The sequence below is a fragment of the uncultured Caulobacter sp. genome (genome assembly GCF_947036865.1).
Taxonomy (GTDB): Bacteria; Pseudomonadota; Alphaproteobacteria; order Caulobacterales; family Caulobacteraceae; genus Caulobacter.
On the sequence record NZ_CAMQSF010000005.1, the window covers coordinates 112,839 to 127,936 of the forward strand.

Sequence of the window (15,098 nt, forward strand, 5' to 3'; positions counted from 1 at the left end):
ATGGCCGACGCGCTGAAGCCTCTGCGCCTGCTGGCGCACGACGCCGAGGACCTGGGCGTGCTGTCGGCCGCCTTGCAGGACGCGGTGGCCAAGATCGGCGACATCCGCTGGGACGCCCAAGCCCGCACCCTGACCATCGCCTGCAACCGCTTTCGCTGGGAGCGCGCGGGCGGGAAGGGCGGGGAGCGGGTGCGCTCGGCGCTGCAGTTTGGCGATGTCGCCGGCGTCCAGGCGCGCAATCTGCGCCGCGACGCCAAGGGGGCGGTGGTCGAGCTGCTGTCGATCGGCTTCGAGCCGGGCGAGGAGGCGCCGGCGGGCGTCGTCACCCTGACCTTCGCGGGCGGCGGCGACATGCGGGTGACGGTCGATTGCCTGGACGTCGCCCTGGCCGACCTCTCGGATCCCTGGGCCACGCCCCGGACCCCCGGCCACGCGGACTGAACGCCCGCCGAGGAGGCGCTTGCCCAATCCTTGGGCGGCGCCTTTTTCGCGATCATTCGCTGAGCAGGCCCTGCGCCCAGGATTCGTCCCACGCGGTAGTGATCGGCCCGCCAATTCGCCGGCCAGGCGAGCGGTGTTAACCTGACGCCAGGCGCCCGATCGAGGCGCGTCGTCAGGGAGGCCCCGATGGCCAGGAAGTCCTACGCGGCTGGCGAAGCCCAGTCGGTGTTTTTCCGCGCGTGCGACATCACCAAGCCCGAACCGCCAGTGCTGCGCCACGGCGGTCCCTGTTTCGACTGGGGCCGCGCGACGCTGGTGGTGCTCAGTCTAGTTTTCTTCGGCGGCTTGGCGACGCTGGCCTACGCGGCGATGCGCTGAGCCCGACATCGGGGGGCGGCGACTGCGTAGATTCCCCGGCTTGTTCCGACCCCGCGCCGGCGCCCTAGTCGCGTGCTGCAACGGCGGAGGCGGAGATGTCGGACGGTCGGTCGGCGGAACTGCGGCGAACCCTGGAAGATCTCGACCTGAAGCTTCTGTCGCTGGTCGACGGCAAGCATCCGCTGGACGAGGACGCGCTACGCGCCGTGGCCCTGTACGAGACCGCCCGCGTCGCGGTGCTGCGCTTGCTGGACGAAGCCGAAACGCGGGCGCGCGGATGAGCTTGCGGCCACCGCCGAACCTGCGCGGCCGGGTCAGGCTGGCCAGTCGCCTGGGTCCTGGCCTGATCACGGGAGCCGCCGACGACGACCCCAGCGGCATCGCGACCTATTCGCAGGCCGGCGCTCGGTTCGGCCTCGACATGCTGTGGACGGTGATCTTCACCTATCCGCTGATGGTCGCGGTGCAGCTGATCAGCGCCCGGATCGGGCGGGTGACCGGCGCGGGGCTGTCCTCGAACCTCGTGCGCGTCTTTCCCCGCTGGGTGGTCACGGGTCTGGTCTGCCTGCTGCTGATCGCCAACATCGTCAATATCGGCGCGGACCTGGCCGCCATGGGCGCGGCGGCGAACCTCGTCTTCGGCGGGGATCGGGCGCTCTACACCCTGGCTTTGGCCGCCGTGTCGCTGCTCTTGCAGCTGTTCGTGCCCTATCATCGCTATGTGCGGTTCCTGAAGTGGCTGACCATGGCGCTGTTCGTCTATGTCGGCGTGATCTTCACCATCCATATCGACTGGCTGGAGGTGCTGGCGCGGACGACCCTGCCGCGCCTGGAGCTCTCCGGCGCGACGATCACCATGGTCGTGGCCGTGTTCGGCACGACGATCAGCCCCTACCTCTTCTTCTGGCAGAGCGCGGAGGAGGTGGAGGACATGGAGGCCGCCCACGCGCCCGACCTGCTGCACGCGGGCGCGCTCCGGGCCCGCGCCGAGCTCGACCGCATCCGGACCGACACCCTGGTGGGCATGGGCGTCTCCAACGCCATCGCCTTCTTCATCATCCTGACGACCGCGGTCACGCTGCACGCCGCCGGCCGATCGGACATTCAGACGACCGAGGAGGCGGCCTTGGCGCTGCGGCCCATCGCCGGCCCGTTGGCGTTCGTGCTGTTCAGCGCCGGCGTGGTCGGCACGGGGCTGCTGGCGGCGCCGGTGCTGGCCGGCTCGGCCGCCTACGCCGTGGCCGAGGCGCGGGGCTGGACCACGGGCCTGGAGCATCCGCCTTGGCGCGCCAAGGGCTTCTACGCCGTGATCACCCTCGCGATGCTGGCGGGGTTGGCCATCACCGTCCTGCCGATCGATCCGATCAAGGCGCTGTTCTGGAGCGCGGTGCTGAACGGCGTCATCTCGGTGCCGATCATGGCCGCGATGATGCGGGTGGCGACGCGGCGCGACGAGATGGGCCGGTTCGTGGCCACGCCGGGCCAGCGGATCCTGGGCTGGCTGGCGACCGCCGTGATGGCCGCGGCCGTGGCCGCGATGTTCATCTTCCGAGACCAATAGCCGGGGTGGGGGCGAAAGCCCTTGCCGTCGGGCCAAAAAACCGCATCTAGCAGCGCATGCGCCGCTTCGACTTTTCCGCCCCCGACTTTCCCGCCGCGTTCAAGGCGTTCCTCGACGAGCGTCGCGGCTCGCCGGCCGATGTCGACGCCGCCGCGCACGAGGTGCTGGAGGCCGTTCGCCTGCGCGGGATCGAGGCGGTGCTCGACTACGCCCGCCGCTTCGACAAGGTCGAGCTGACCGCCGAGACGATCCGCGTCACCGCCGACGAGATCGAGCAGGGCTGGGCCGAGACCCCCGCCGACGTGCGCGAGGCGATCGCCTTCGCCGCCGCCCGCATCCGCGCCTATCACGGCCGCCAGCGCCCCGCCGACCAGGCCTGGACCGACGAGGCCGGCGTCGCGCTGGGCTGGCGCTGGACGCCGCTGGAGGCGGTCGGGGTCTATGTGCCCGGCGGCCGGGCGGCCTATCCCTCGACCGTGCTGATGAACGCCGTGCCGGCCCAGGTGGCCGGCGTCGACCGCATCGCCATGGTCACCCCGCCCGGCAAGCTGCAGCCAGCCGTGCTGGCCGCCGCCAAGGAAGCGGGCGTCACCGAGATCTGGCGCGTCGGCGGGGCCCAGGCCGTCGCGGCCCTGGCCTATGGCGCGGGTCCGATCCAGCCGGTCGACAAGATTGTCGGCCCCGGCAACGCCTATGTCACCGCCGCCAAGCGCCGGCTCTACGGCGTGGTTGGCATCGACGCCCTGGCCGGGCCCTCCGAGATCGTGGTGGTCGCCGACGGCGCCAACAATCCCGACTGGATCGCCGCCGACCTGTTGAGCCAGGCCGAGCACGACCCGGCGGCCCAGTCGATCCTGATCACCGACGACGCGGCCTTCGCCGCCCGGGTGGAGCAAGCGGTCGCCGAGCGCCTGAAGACCCTGGCCACCGGCGAGGACGCCGCCGCCTCGTGGCGCGACCACGGCGCGGTGATCATCGCCCCGCTGGACCACAGCCCGGCCCTGGTCGACGCCATCGCGCCCGAGCACGTCGAGTTCGCCCTGGACGAGCCCGAGCGCCTGGCCGACCGGGTCCGGCACGCCGGCGCCATCTTCCTGGGTCGCGTCACGCCCGAGGCGATCGGCGACTACGTGGCCGGCTCGAACCACGTGCTGCCGACCAGCCGCGCGGCGCGCTTCCAGTCGGGCCTGTCGATCTACGACTTCATCAAGCGCACCTCGATCGTGAAGTGCGACACGGCCTCGTTCGGGATCCTGGGGCCGCACACCGTGGCCTTGGCGCGGGCCGAGGGGCTGCCCGCCCACGCGCTTTCGGCCGCGGTGAGGTTGCCTTCGAGCGGCTGACGCGCGAACCTCCCGCGCCAGATGAGCACCGACGACCGCGCCCGCCACCGAATCCAGTCGATCCAGATCGACGAGGACAGCCTCGCCGCTGCTTCGCGCGACCAGGAGCAGGAGCGCCAGGTCGCGATCTTCGACCTGTTGGACGGCAACTATTTCGAGCCGGCCGAGGCGGCGACCGGGCCGTACGACGTGCGCCTGTCGCTGATCGAGAACCGGCTGGCCTTCGACATTTCCGGCCCCGGCTACGAGCGCCGGCACCTGTTGTCGCTGTCGCCGTTTCGCGGGGTGATCAAGGACTACTTCTTGATCTGCGACAGTTACTATTCGGCCATAAGAAGTTCGACGCCGCAGCAGATCGAGGCCTTGGACATGGGCCGCCGGGGCTTGCACAACGAGGGCTCGAACCTGTTGCGCGAGCGCCTGGAGGGCAAGGTCAAGACCGACCTCGACACCGCGCGGCGCCTGTTCACCCTGGTTTGCGCGCTGCACTGGCGGGGCTGAGCGTGTCAGCCGACCTGCCGGGCGCGGTGCTGTTCACCTGCAACTACAACCGTGTGCGCTCGCCGATGGCCGAGGGGCTGTTCAAGCGCTTCTACGGCACCCGCGCCTTCGTCGACTCCTGCGGGCTCAAGCCCGATCCGGCGGGGGAGGGGATCGACCCGTTCGTGGTGGCGGTGATGGACGAGCTGGGCCTCGACGTCTCCGATCACAAGCCCAAGACCTTCGCCCAGCTGGAGGACGACAGCTTCGACGTCGTCGTCTCGCTGACCCCCGAGGCGCAGCACCGGGCCGTGGAGCTGTCGCGCGATCGGGCCGTCGAGATCGAGTACTGGCCGACCCACGATCCGACCCTGGGCGACGGCTCGCGGGAAGCGCGGCTGGAGGCCTATCGCGAGGTGCGCGACGCCCTGGCCGAGGCCATCAAGCGTCGTTTCGGCGCGCCATCGACGTTCGGGGGGTAATTGCGTTATAGAGGCGCCTCGCCGCGAAGGGCCTCGTCCTCGCGGCATTCTGATTCGCCCATTTGAGAGGCCTGATGGCTAAGGAAGAACTGCTCGAGTTTCCCGGCACGGTCAGCGAATTGCTGCCGAACGCCACGTTCCGCGTGAAGCTGGAAAACGATCACGAGATCATCGCCCACACCGCCGGCAAGATGCGCAAGAACCGCATCCGCGTGCTGGCCGGCGACAAGGTCCTGGTCGAGATGACCCCCTACGACCTGACCAAGGGCCGTATCACCTACCGCTTCAAGTAGGACGGCCGATGGCTGCCCCGCCGGCGCTGGTGCTGGCCAGCGCGAGCCCGCGGCGCCTGGACCTGCTGGCTCAGGTCGGCGTCACGCCCGACCGGGTCGATCCCGCCGACATCGATGAAAACCCGCTGCGCGACGAGACTCCGCGCCGCCACGCCCTGCGCCTGGCGCGGGAGAAGGCGCGCGTCGTCGCCGCCCGTTCGCCTGGCGACTTCGTGCTGGCCGCCGACACCGTCGTCGCCGTCGGCCGCCGGATCCTGCCCAAGGCCGAGACCGAGGCCGATGTCCTCCACTGCCTGAAACTGCTGTCGGGCCGCGCCCACAAGGTGCTGACCGGCGTGGCCCTGATCGCGCCGGACGGCCGCGAGGGCGCGCGCCTGGTCGAGACCAAGGTCGGCTTCAAGCGCCTGACCGACGCCGAGCGCGACGGCTACGTCGCCAGCGGGCAGTGGAAGGGCAAGGCCGGCGGTTACGGCGTCCAGGGCCTGGCGGGCGGCTTCATCACCGATCTGCAGGGCTCTTACCCCAGCGTGGTCGGCTTGCCGCTCTACGAGACGCTGAACCTGCTTAGCGGCCTGGGCTATCGCCCATGAAGCCCGCCCAGGACAAGGACCGCGCCCCCAAGAGCGCCGGCGAGCGTCGGGCCTATCTCCACAAGGGCGTCGGCGAGACCGTCGGCGTCGTGACCCTGGACGGCCGCCCGGAGCGGATGTTCATCGACTGGCCGGGCGATGATCCGCTGGACGCCGAGGGCGTGCGCGGCGTGGCCCGCGTCAAGACGATCGAAAAGGCCTTCGCCTCGGCCTTCGTCGCCCTGCCCGGGGGGCGGGACCTGATCCTGCCGCTGCGGCCGGACATGCCCGGGCTGGTCGAGGGCGGCCTGGTCGAGATCGAGATCAAGACCGCCTCGCGCCTGGGCAAGGCCGCCGTGGCGCGCTTCGTCGGCGTGGGGGAGGGAGAGCCGCGCGTGCTGGCCCAGGCTCCCACCATCGAGGAGCGCCTGCGCCACCACGTGAAGGCCGGCTCGCCCAGCACCGGCGACAAGGCGCTGGCGGCCGTCGAGGCGGCCGAGGCCGACGCGCTGGCCGTGGTCTTCCCGCTGCCCGGCGGCGGCGACATCGCCGTGGAGCCCACGCGCGCGCTGACCACCGTCGACGTCGACCTCGGCGGGCGCGAGTCCGCCGATTCGAAGCGTGCGGCCCGCCAGGCCAACCTGGCGGCCCTGAGCGTCGCGGCCCGGGTGCTTCGGCTGAAGGGTCTGGGCGGCGTGATCGTCTTCGACCTTGTCGGGCGCGGCCATGACGGCCAGGCGCTGACGACCGCCGCGCGCATGGCGTTCTCGCCCGACAATCCGGGCGTGGGAATCGGCGCGATCAGCAAGTTCGGCACGCTCGAGATGATCGTGCCGCGCCGCGCGCCCCCGATCCTTGATCGTCTGCTCGTCTCGGGCGGGACGCTCGATCCCCGCTATGTCGCGCGCCGCCTCGCGCGGGCGCTGGAGCGCGAGGGCCGGGCCGATCCCGGCGGCCGGCTCGTCGCCCGCTGCGCGGTGTCCGTCGCCAGCGCCTTCCTAGCCGAGCTGGACGGCGGCGTCGCCGAGCGCCTGGGCCGGCGCTTCACGATCGAACCACAAGATCCTTGGCCCGTCGATCGCCTGGAGGTGTCCGTCCCATGAGCACGGGGTGCCCGATCTGCGGCAAGCCGGTCGCGACCGCGTTCCGGCCCTTCTGTTCGAAACGCTGCGCGGACGTCGACCTGCAGCGATGGCTCAGCGGCCGCTACGTCGTCGCGGGCGCCGACGACGACGCCGAAAATCCGCTCGGAAATGGTCTGTCCGAGGACGGCCGCGAGGAATGAAAAAGGGCGCTGGACTTCCCGTTCGGCCTCCCCTATAGACCCGGCTCCTCGCTTCGCGGCGGGGCGCCAAGGCGGCGTCGGCCGCCAAGGCCAAGATGCCTGGGTAGCTCAGTTGGTAGAGCAGCGGATTGAAAATCCGCGTGTCGCTGGTTCGATTCCGGCCTCAGGCACCACCTTTTCTTCAATGAAATCAATGACTTAAAAAACCCGCTGAAAACGCGGGATTTTTTTATACTCAATAAGATTACAAATGTAAATCAAAAAGATCTTTTAAAAACAATGACTTAATTTAAATTCTCCAGGCGTAAATAGCGATTACGCCTCGGGGAATCCGACTTACGCCGTAAGTATATGGTTTTTAAGCGCAAATAGACCACCTTGCTGCGGGTGACACCCAGTGTGAACATCCGCGTGTCGCCAAAGCTCGGTAGAGGCGCTTACAAATCGTCTCGTCAGGTGGTGCCCAGCCCTTAAATGCGGCACGTAAATGTGCCCTGCTTGCCCAAAAAGATTTCCACCTGGGCGGATCGCCTTCCTGCCGTTGCATGGGTTAGTCAGCGCTACACGGACCGTCGATCGAGGTTGCGGGGTTTGGTGCAAGCAAGAAGGCGTCTAGCTCCCACTTGAATGCGTAGAGTCCGAAACCAGGGCGCTTGCGGATCGGAAGTTGCTTGCGCTGGTGCGCGGTATAGACCCGAGCGGGCGTCCATTTGCCGCCGAGGTATCCCGCGATCGCGGCAGCGCCTTGGAGCAGATTTTCTGATGGCTTTGTGGTGGGCGGGTTAGGCATCAAGGACTCCAATCTGATGGCGGCCGACGATCTGAGCCGTGCCCCAACTCGATAGTAACTATAGTGACTGGAGCGCTTCACCAAATTCGCGCCGCTAGTCGGCCATGCGACTGGCGATGATATTTGGAGCGAACGTCCGTGCGCTGCGGCTCGCCAAGGGCGTCACTCAGGAGGCGCTAGCCGATGAGGTCGGGCTGGCGGTCACCTACCTCGGCCAGATCGAGCGAGGGTCACGGAACCCAACCTTGGATGTGGTCGAGCGGTGTGCGGCCTCGCTTGGCGTCGAAGTATTGCGCCTTCTGACGGCCCAGGAGGGGGCAGAAGGCTGAGCGTTGGGAGGCCAACCCTGCTAAGGCGCTATTTGTGCCTTTTAGCTGCCTCTGGGGATGAGTCTTCTTCCCGAGCGCCGCCGAGATCGACGAAGCCTCAACGACGCTATCATTCTGAAGCGCTGGGGAAGTATTTTTCGCGTTTTTGGGGAGGCGGACGGACAGGAGCATCAACTGAACTCCACCAACCATCGCCGCGCGGCGAGGCATCGGCCCCATACTACACCCGTGAAGGTCGGTGAATTGAGACCTGGGCCGCTTTTAGAGTGGACGGCGCGACTTCTGGGCGACTAACTGTAGCCTAGCTAGTTTGACGCGATAGCGCCGGGGGGGCTCTAATGAAATTCACCAGCGGCCTGACTTTGGCCCTTTGTCTACTCGCTACCAGCGCCAGCGCGGCAGAGTTCACCGTACGTGGCGTCGGTGCGGTCACAATTAAGGGCAAAGACCCACAGACGGTGCGTGCCCTGGCCACCCGCGAGGCAAAGCGCAAAGCGGTGATCGCAGCTGTCGAGAAGATTCTGGGTCCAGGTGCTTCGGCAAATCCCAGCGTAGCGCCGCGATTGGAAGCGATCGTTGAACAGGTCGGCGACGACGCCATCTCCAACTCCAGCGCCCAGACGGTGGCCGGCAGCTTTGAAGTCGCGCTCACGCTAAGCCTCGACGATAGGGCTTTCCGGGAATTGCTTTCCGATCAGGGCGTGGCGCTCAACACCCAGACCGCGCGCAGCTATTCGATCCTGGCGGTCATGGACGAATACCGCACCACTCCGCGTGACCTACAAGCGCCGCTTGAAGAGCTGGTCGAGTTCAATACCCGCAAGGGAGCAAGCTTCTCCGACCGCTCGTCCGAAGGTGCGGCCTCGCGCTCCTCTAGCGCGGCCGCCTATCGCTCGTCCTCTTCGATCGACGCACAGAACGCTCGAAGCAGCAGCGCCAGTGGCCGCTACTCTGACAGTTTGCGCGCCAATGGCTCGTCCTCGGCCGGCGGCGCATCGCGCGATGCCAACTTCTCGGCCTCGCAATCGGGCCGTATCGACGCCAATTCCAGCGGTCAATTCTCAGCCCGTGAGGCCAGCGCCAGTTCGGTGCGTGGCAACACCAGCGCGGCCGGTGCGGCGGCGCGCTCAAGCGCCTCGGCGAGTTTTTCCAAGACCGATGTCCAGGCCGAGAGCCACGATGATCTCTCCTATCGGCGCTTGGTGAAGTATCAACCGCGCGCGACCGGTCCCGAACGGGTTAGCCAGACCTACGGTGCCCTGATGGGGCAGTTGCAGGGCTATGACCTGCGGGTGCTCGACAACGACGTCTTCAAGAGCCGCTACTTCCAGGGTCAGCCCCTGACGCTTGACCGCATGACGAACAGCGGCGAGCTGTCGCGTTACGTTGCCTACGCCAAGACCGATCAGGGCGCAGACTTCTTCCTGGCGGGAACGTCGGTGATCGTTGACAGCGGCGTGAGCCCGGCCACTAGTCAGTACACCTGCAGCGGCGTCGTCACGGTCAAAGCCTACGCCACGGCCGACTCCGAGCTAATCGCTGCTGACACGCTGTCAGCTTACGGCGCAGGCAGCAATTCCGACGCATGCGCCTCAGACGTGGCGCGCAAGCTGGCCCTTGCGATCGGTCCCGAGATAGGCGGGCAGGTTCAGACCTACTGGAAGCGGCGCTCAGTCTATGGCCGTGAGTTGGTGCTGCGCCTGACCGGCCAATTCCTGCCACTTCCGGTGCGCGCACGGTTCAGCCAGACTGTCAGCGCTCTGCCGGGCGTCGAGAACAGCGTCCAGCGTGCTTCAGGATCGAGTGAGATCGAGCTCACTGTCTCCTACAAGGGGGCGACGCCGATTGACCAGGCGCTGGCAACGGCGTTGGCGAACGATCCCGCCTTCGCCACGCTCGATTCACGGACCGATGGTCAACGGGTCCTGCTCTGCTTGGGTCCCTGCAAGCCGGGCGTCTGATCGTGGCGCGCCGGCTCTCGCTTGTGATCGCGACGGGCGCGGTGGCTGTCGTCATCCCGGCGGCAGCGCGCGCCGCTGATCCGCCGCTCTATGTCGTCGACGCGGTTTTCGTGCAGGCCGGTGCGGCCAACGCTGTCGAGGGTGCCCAGGCCGCGCTGACTTCCCGCGCAGCCAGCGACTACTTCAAGGCGCAGTTTCGACAGGTTTATCCATCGGTCGTCGATCGGATTGACGACGGTGCCCGCACGCGCACCTTCGTGGTCTCGCTCCAAGTACCGCGCGTCTCGGAATACGCGATCACCAAGGTCAACGGCACGGTCGAGCGGCAGCTATTCTTGACCGCCAGTCTCTACTTTACCAACATCGTCACAGGCGAGGTGCTGTTTACCTATAACGCAACGGCCTATCGGGCGGACGTGTCGACGGTCAACGCTCCTGCGCCCAGATTGGAAACGCGCCAAGCCCGCGTGTTCGAGCTCTATCAAAGCTTGATTGCCGACCTCGTCCAGAAGAGCCGGCATGCCTTCAAGCCCTTTGAAATCAACGCTAGGGTTCAGAAGGGGCTAGGCGACCTCGTCCAAATCGACAAGGGCGTGGCCGACGGCCTTTCTTTTGATGACGCGCTTATCTCGCCCACCGGCGAGTTGAAGGTGGTTTTTGTCGAAGGTCGCTACGCCCTGGCCAAGCCCCAGCTGGGCGGCGCGCCGCGCACCGGCTCGACCTGGACCAAATACTCCACCAATCGCCTGACCGATGTCGCCCGTCCCCGCGCCGTCATACGAATCGATCAGAATGGTTCGCCGTTCGCCGATGCCGCCATTGAGCAGATGATCGCCGACAGCTTAGGCGAGGTCGCGCCCATCACGATCATTCCTGTCAACCCGGCCTTTTCTCAAGTGATTGAGACGGTTCGCCAGAACACCGACATTCGCGCCGACCGCTTCACGGTGCGCAGCGCCCCTGACCTCTTCATACGTATCATCGTGTTGCCGCCCTACGCCTACGAGTTACCCACCAACCTGACCTACAAGACCGTTCGTACGACTCGTGCCGTGGTGCTGGCCGAGGTGGTCGACGTTCAAGGGCGCGTACAGTTCGCCGGGCTCGGCCAGAGCATCCTGCGTGACGAGATTACCGAGGGCATGAGCTATCAGCGCCAGGCCCGTTTCGAGGTGGCGATCCGCAACGCGCTGTTCGACCTGGCGCGGGGAATGAACTCTGGCCTTAAGCCCGACCAGGCCGACCTCCTGGTCGAAGCCTCGGCTGATAAGTCAATCTCTGTCGCGGACCCGAAGGGCTTAATGCGATCGGGCATGTCGGTTCTGGTCCTGCGGGGCGCAGCCGAGCCGATGCCGATCTGGTCAGCGACGATCAACAGCGCCGGCCAGGGGCGGGCAGAGGCCGCCCTAACCATGCCGTTCTACGCCGGGGCCCCGACGGTACGGCCGGGCGACCTGATCCGGGTGACTCGCCTGGGCCGTCTGTCGCCACTGGGCGTGGCTCGAACGCGTCCGTGCGGGACCAGCGAAAGTCTGGGCGCGCGAAGAGTACCCGGGTTCGAGGCGACGGCGCTTAATCGCTGGGCCAGCGGCGCCAGCCAGGATGTGGACCTTTCAAATGCCGCCGCCGACGCCTCAAAGGCCCTAGAGGCCACAGGGCTCTTTAGGGCTGCCGGCGGCCTCGCTGGCGAGGCCGCCAAGGTCTGTGTGGAGCCTGTAGTACGCGCGGACCTGACGCAGGAGACCTGTGATCCGCAGGGCGTCTGCCGCAGCGACATCACCCTTCGGGTGACCTACCGTCTGCGTCGCGATGGTCAGGTGATCTTCCGCGATGGCCTGGAAACCGTTGTCCACACAGCGGGCTATCCCAAGGATACGCCGGCCACGGATCGCGAGGTCCTGATCGACAATGACGTGGCGTTAGCCTCGGCGGACCTCGCCCAAACACTGGCCGCCAAGTCAGAATTTCAGAAGGCTCTTCTGGGCCAACAGGAGGGGAAATAATGAAGGTCACCAAAACCATGTTCGCCGCCACTGGCGCCCTTTTGCTTCTGTCAAGCCAAGCTCATGCCCAGCTTGGCGCTTTGATTTCGAAAGTGCCTAGCCTTGGCAATCGCAGCTCCGGCAGTGGCGACGTCAACGGCTTCTTGGCCAGCGCCCAGAAGGCAGAGGCGTTGACACGAATCTCCGCAGTCTCACTGCTCGAGTCGATTAGCTCGAAGGAGGAAGCGGCCGCTCTGCGCGCGCGCGCGACGGCCGCAGAAGCGGTGTCCGATCCTAAGGAGCGCGAGGCTGCCCTGCGTCAAGTCTCTACCGACGTCACCGCGCAGTTGGCCGCCACCGATTTCGCTAGCAAGAGCAAGGAGCTAGAGGGCAAGGCGACGGAGGCTCAGCGTCGCCAAATCGGCGCCTCGGTCTACAATCTCGCTTTGGCTATCTTGATGGACCGCCAAGCGATCGAGCAGGGCAGAGGGCTTCTGAACAATCCGATGTCGCTGGCCCAAGGCGGTAGTATCTTGAAAGCCAAGGACGCCTTCAGCGCTGTCGGCGGTCAGATGGCTAACCTCACCAAAATCGGCTTGGGCCTGCCCAAACTGATGTCAGTTGGCAGGCTGTCGGCGCTGCCGACCAGCGCAGCGGACGCGCCAAAGAGCGTGGCTGACTAGTCCGACTTCCAGTGGGTGCCGCAGCTGTCGGCTTCAACGGGTGCAGTGTGCCATGATCCTGGGCGTTTGGTTCGCTTAGTCGCGAAACTGGTGCCTGCCTCCTGAGCGGACTGTGAGATTTTGAATGACGCCTTGGCTCTGGGAGTGCTTCGAAGAGTATTTCAATAGGGTCGGCTTCGAGATCAGCGATCCAGGACACGTAGTTGGACCTGCGCGAGAGGTATCGATTCGAAGACTTGGCGACGGCGAGCTGGAATTGACCGCAGTTTCCGCTCGGCACATGTCTCTGCGCGATGGAGGCTTCGCGCCAGGTTCAATGCGCGTTCTAACGGAGCAGGCCAGATTCGGTAGCCGCAGCGGATACGAAGCTATCGCTGAGGCAGTCTATTTGCGCAGCCAGTCAAATGAAAGCGATCCCGGCGACTGGCAACGGCATACCGCCCAATACTACGTAGGACGAATTTTCATTGCCCGCCCGTCCCCGCCGGCTGTTGCATTCACCATCGATTGGCTGAGCAATGTCGATCGTGAAACCTGCCACTGGCTCGGCGGAGCCATTAATGATCACGTGGATGCCACCGAGACCCGCACCATTGGCGATCCGCTGTCGGGCATAACACTGGTGAGGGCCGGAAATGGCGGTCTACAGAGCAGTTATTCAGCCGCGCTGGAAATGGTGATCGGGGGTGTCCGTGTCTTTCTCTGCGCGAGTAGGGAAGGGCCGAAGGATCATTGGCCGGGCTACATCCTTTACGAGGGCGCGCCAGATGAGGACTTTCGTCGACGGGTGCGCGAGGTCGTCGGGTTCACCCTGGGCTCGGGGCTAATCTGGTGGGGCTCTACCGCTCTTGATCGCGATTCCCAGTTCGTTTGGACATGTGCTCTCTCAACTAGCTCGTATGGCCGATACCGTTTTGAGCCTGCCGATCCGCCCGCGCCGTTGAGCCGGAGAATGGAAAATGCTGTGGAGCAGGCGGAAGCTGGTCGCGTTGCTAGCGCACTTTTCGAGCACTATGACGAAATGGATTTTCGCGCCTTAAGTTGGAACTACTGGTTTGCGGTGAATGCCCCTGGGCATATGGCCGCAGGGCATTTCGGTGCAGCGATTGAAGCGTTGGGGGAGGCTTATCTCAGCGCCAACCCCGGATTCAAGCTCAGTGGTCCGATCAAGGACAGGCGTGAGGCGAAGAGTGTGCGTGAGGCGCTTAAAAAATGCCTGTACAGCTTCAATCTCAACGATGCTGCGGCCCAGCAACTCGCCGCCAGAATCGACCAAATCAATCGTCCCAATGGCAGGAGCACTCGGCAGCAACTCATGGAACGTCTAGGTTTGGGGTGGGGACCCGCAGAGGATGCCGCGTGGAGGCGGCGAGATGCTGCTGCCCATGGCGCTGCACGGCGCCCAGAGGACAGCATTCCCACTGCGCGCGATACCGTGATCCTGCGCACTATTCTGAACCGGATGGTGCTGAAAATAGCTGAAGCAAGTCCGACGTACATCGATCGCTATACGGTAGGCTACCGCGTGCGAGCGCTATCGCAGGCGATAGACGTAGATGACCCGATGGGCGGGAAATGACGACGGCTAGGGCGACGTTAGTTTAACCAACGCTTCGTGCAGCTTTGCTCTTGTCCGTAGCGAGCCGTGACGAGCGCGAAATCCCTTCCGATTCCACACAATTTGGTGCATTTCAGCGCTATTAAGCCACCTGGTACACGCCGCGCATCAAAAATAACCAATATATACAATGGCTTAGATCGGATTGAAAATCCGCGTGTCGCTGGTTCGATTCCGGCCCCAGGCACCACCCTCCTTCTCGGTTCCAGCCACGAACTCGCCGTTCCCGAGCGCTGGCGAGGGCGTCGCGTTTCCGTCATGATCCAGGCTTGACCGGGCGGCGGCGCTTCACCACCTGCCGTATGGGCAGGCGCCTTTCTTCGTCGATCCGCGTTTTATTGTTTTGCTGCATTGCAGCATGATTTTTCTCGTTGCCAGGGAAAAACCGCCCTTAGTTCCGGAAAACCCTTTTGTGCATTGCGGCAAAGGGTGGGGGAGGGGGGCTTATGCGACGGTTTTGTGCCCAAATGATCCCCTTGACGGTGCGAAAAGGGGTTGCCAAAGGACCACCGCCGCAATTCTAACATTGCGGTAAGACCGGAGCCCGAACAGGGCCTCGGTCGCCCGCGCTTCGAAACGATCCTTCTGGAGGCCTGGTCCTCGTGAGGGGCGTAACGGGTCGAGCGCAGCGAAGCGGGTCCGACGGGGGAAGGAGCTATCTTTTCCCAGGCGGGCTGTTCAGAGTTAGGGTGGAGACGCTCTCGCGCGACGACCCTCGGTCCAAACGTGCTAGACCAATCAGGAACTGGCGACAGATGCTCGACATTAAACGGAAGACCCCCCTCATCGCTCTCGTCGGCGCCGTGGCGCTGATGGTGAGCGCTCCCGCGTTCGCTCAGGACGCCAAGCCCGCCGACGCCGCCGCCGCTCCGGCCGCCTCGGCTCCGGCCGCCGCGCCGGCTC

16 protein-coding genes and 1 tRNA gene are annotated in these 15,098 nt (G+C 65.6%); all 17 read left to right on the top strand.

Annotation, left to right across the window (positions count from 1 at the left end):
• The 17 genes from Q0V34_RS05925 to Q0V34_RS06005 all read left to right on the top strand — a co-directional run bounded on the left by Q0V34_RS05925 (window position 1) and on the right by Q0V34_RS06005 (window position 14,156).
• Window positions 1-441, top strand: a complete 441-nt coding sequence (locus Q0V34_RS05925) for a DUF2948 family protein (protein ID WP_297509176.1) — start codon at window positions 1-3, stop codon at window positions 439-441.
• Between the two features lie 186 nt (window positions 442-627).
• Window positions 628-819, top strand: coding sequence for a hypothetical protein (locus Q0V34_RS05930; RefSeq protein ID WP_297509179.1), 192 nt, complete (start codon window positions 628-630; stop codon window positions 817-819).
• 95 nt (window positions 820-914) lie between these two features.
• Window positions 915-1,100 carry a hypothetical protein gene (locus Q0V34_RS05935; protein WP_297509182.1) on the top strand — a complete coding sequence of 62 codons (186 nt, stop codon included), beginning with the start codon at window positions 915-917 and terminating at the stop codon, window positions 1,098-1,100.
• Entirely contained in the window at window positions 1,097-2,380 is a 1,284-nt protein-coding gene (locus tag Q0V34_RS05940; protein ID WP_297509185.1) for an NRAMP family divalent metal transporter, read from the top strand. Before Q0V34_RS05935 ends, Q0V34_RS05940 begins: the two co-directional genes overlap by 4 nt.
• Before the next feature lie 56 nt (window positions 2,381-2,436).
• Window positions 2,437-3,723, top strand: coding sequence for a histidinol dehydrogenase (hisD, locus tag Q0V34_RS05945; RefSeq protein WP_297509188.1), 1,287 nt, complete (start codon window positions 2,437-2,439; stop codon window positions 3,721-3,723).
• A 21-nt stretch (window positions 3,724-3,744) separates the two neighbouring features.
• On the top strand, window positions 3,745-4,224 hold the full coding sequence (locus Q0V34_RS05950; RefSeq protein WP_297509191.1) for a UPF0262 family protein: 480 nt from the start codon (window positions 3,745-3,747) through the stop codon (window positions 4,222-4,224).
• A 2-nt stretch (window positions 4,225-4,226) separates the two neighbouring features.
• A complete protein-coding gene (locus Q0V34_RS05955) occupies window positions 4,227-4,685 on the top strand; it encodes a low molecular weight phosphatase family protein (protein WP_297509194.1) in 459 nt (152 codons plus the stop codon).
• Window positions 4,686-4,759: 74 nt separating this feature from the next.
• Window positions 4,760-4,978 carry a translation initiation factor IF-1 gene (gene infA, locus Q0V34_RS05960; RefSeq protein ID WP_004617696.1) on the top strand — a complete coding sequence of 73 codons (219 nt, stop codon included), beginning with the start codon at window positions 4,760-4,762 and terminating at the stop codon, window positions 4,976-4,978.
• 8 nt (window positions 4,979-4,986) lie between these two features.
• On the top strand, window positions 4,987-5,568 hold the full coding sequence (locus Q0V34_RS05965) for a Maf family nucleotide pyrophosphatase (protein ID WP_297509199.1): 582 nt from the start codon (window positions 4,987-4,989) through the stop codon (window positions 5,566-5,568).
• Entirely contained in the window at window positions 5,565-6,650 is a 1,086-nt protein-coding gene (locus Q0V34_RS05970) for a ribonuclease E/G (RefSeq protein ID WP_297509202.1), read from the top strand. Before Q0V34_RS05965 ends, Q0V34_RS05970 begins: the two co-directional genes overlap by 4 nt.
• A complete protein-coding gene (yacG, locus tag Q0V34_RS05975; RefSeq protein ID WP_297509206.1) occupies window positions 6,647-6,832 on the top strand; it encodes a DNA gyrase inhibitor YacG in 186 nt (61 codons plus the stop codon). The genes Q0V34_RS05970 and yacG overlap by 4 nt, the downstream gene beginning before the upstream one ends.
• A 97-nt stretch (window positions 6,833-6,929) precedes the next feature.
• A tRNA-Phe gene (locus tag Q0V34_RS05980) sits at window positions 6,930-7,005 on the top strand.
• A 721-nt stretch (window positions 7,006-7,726) separates the two neighbouring features.
• Window positions 7,727-7,951, top strand: a complete 225-nt coding sequence (locus Q0V34_RS05985; RefSeq protein WP_297509209.1) for a helix-turn-helix transcriptional regulator — start codon at window positions 7,727-7,729, stop codon at window positions 7,949-7,951.
• A 338-nt stretch (window positions 7,952-8,289) separates the two neighbouring features.
• The gene (locus Q0V34_RS05990) at window positions 8,290-9,912 is read left to right on the top strand and encodes a hypothetical protein (protein ID WP_297509212.1); all 1,623 of its coding nucleotides are present in this window, start codon (window positions 8,290-8,292) and stop codon (window positions 9,910-9,912) included.
• A gap of 2 nt (window positions 9,913-9,914) precedes the next feature.
• Entirely contained in the window at window positions 9,915-11,915 is a 2,001-nt protein-coding gene (locus Q0V34_RS05995) for a hypothetical protein (protein ID WP_297509216.1), read from the top strand.
• Complete coding sequence (locus Q0V34_RS06000) at window positions 11,915-12,577, top strand: hypothetical protein (protein WP_297509219.1); 663 nt, start codon at window positions 11,915-11,917, stop codon at window positions 12,575-12,577. The genes Q0V34_RS05995 and Q0V34_RS06000 overlap by 1 nt, the downstream gene beginning before the upstream one ends.
• Before the next feature lie 124 nt (window positions 12,578-12,701).
• Window positions 12,702-14,156, top strand: coding sequence for a hypothetical protein (locus Q0V34_RS06005; RefSeq protein WP_297509222.1), 1,455 nt, complete (start codon window positions 12,702-12,704; stop codon window positions 14,154-14,156).
• Window positions 14,157-15,098: the final 942 nt, after the last annotated feature.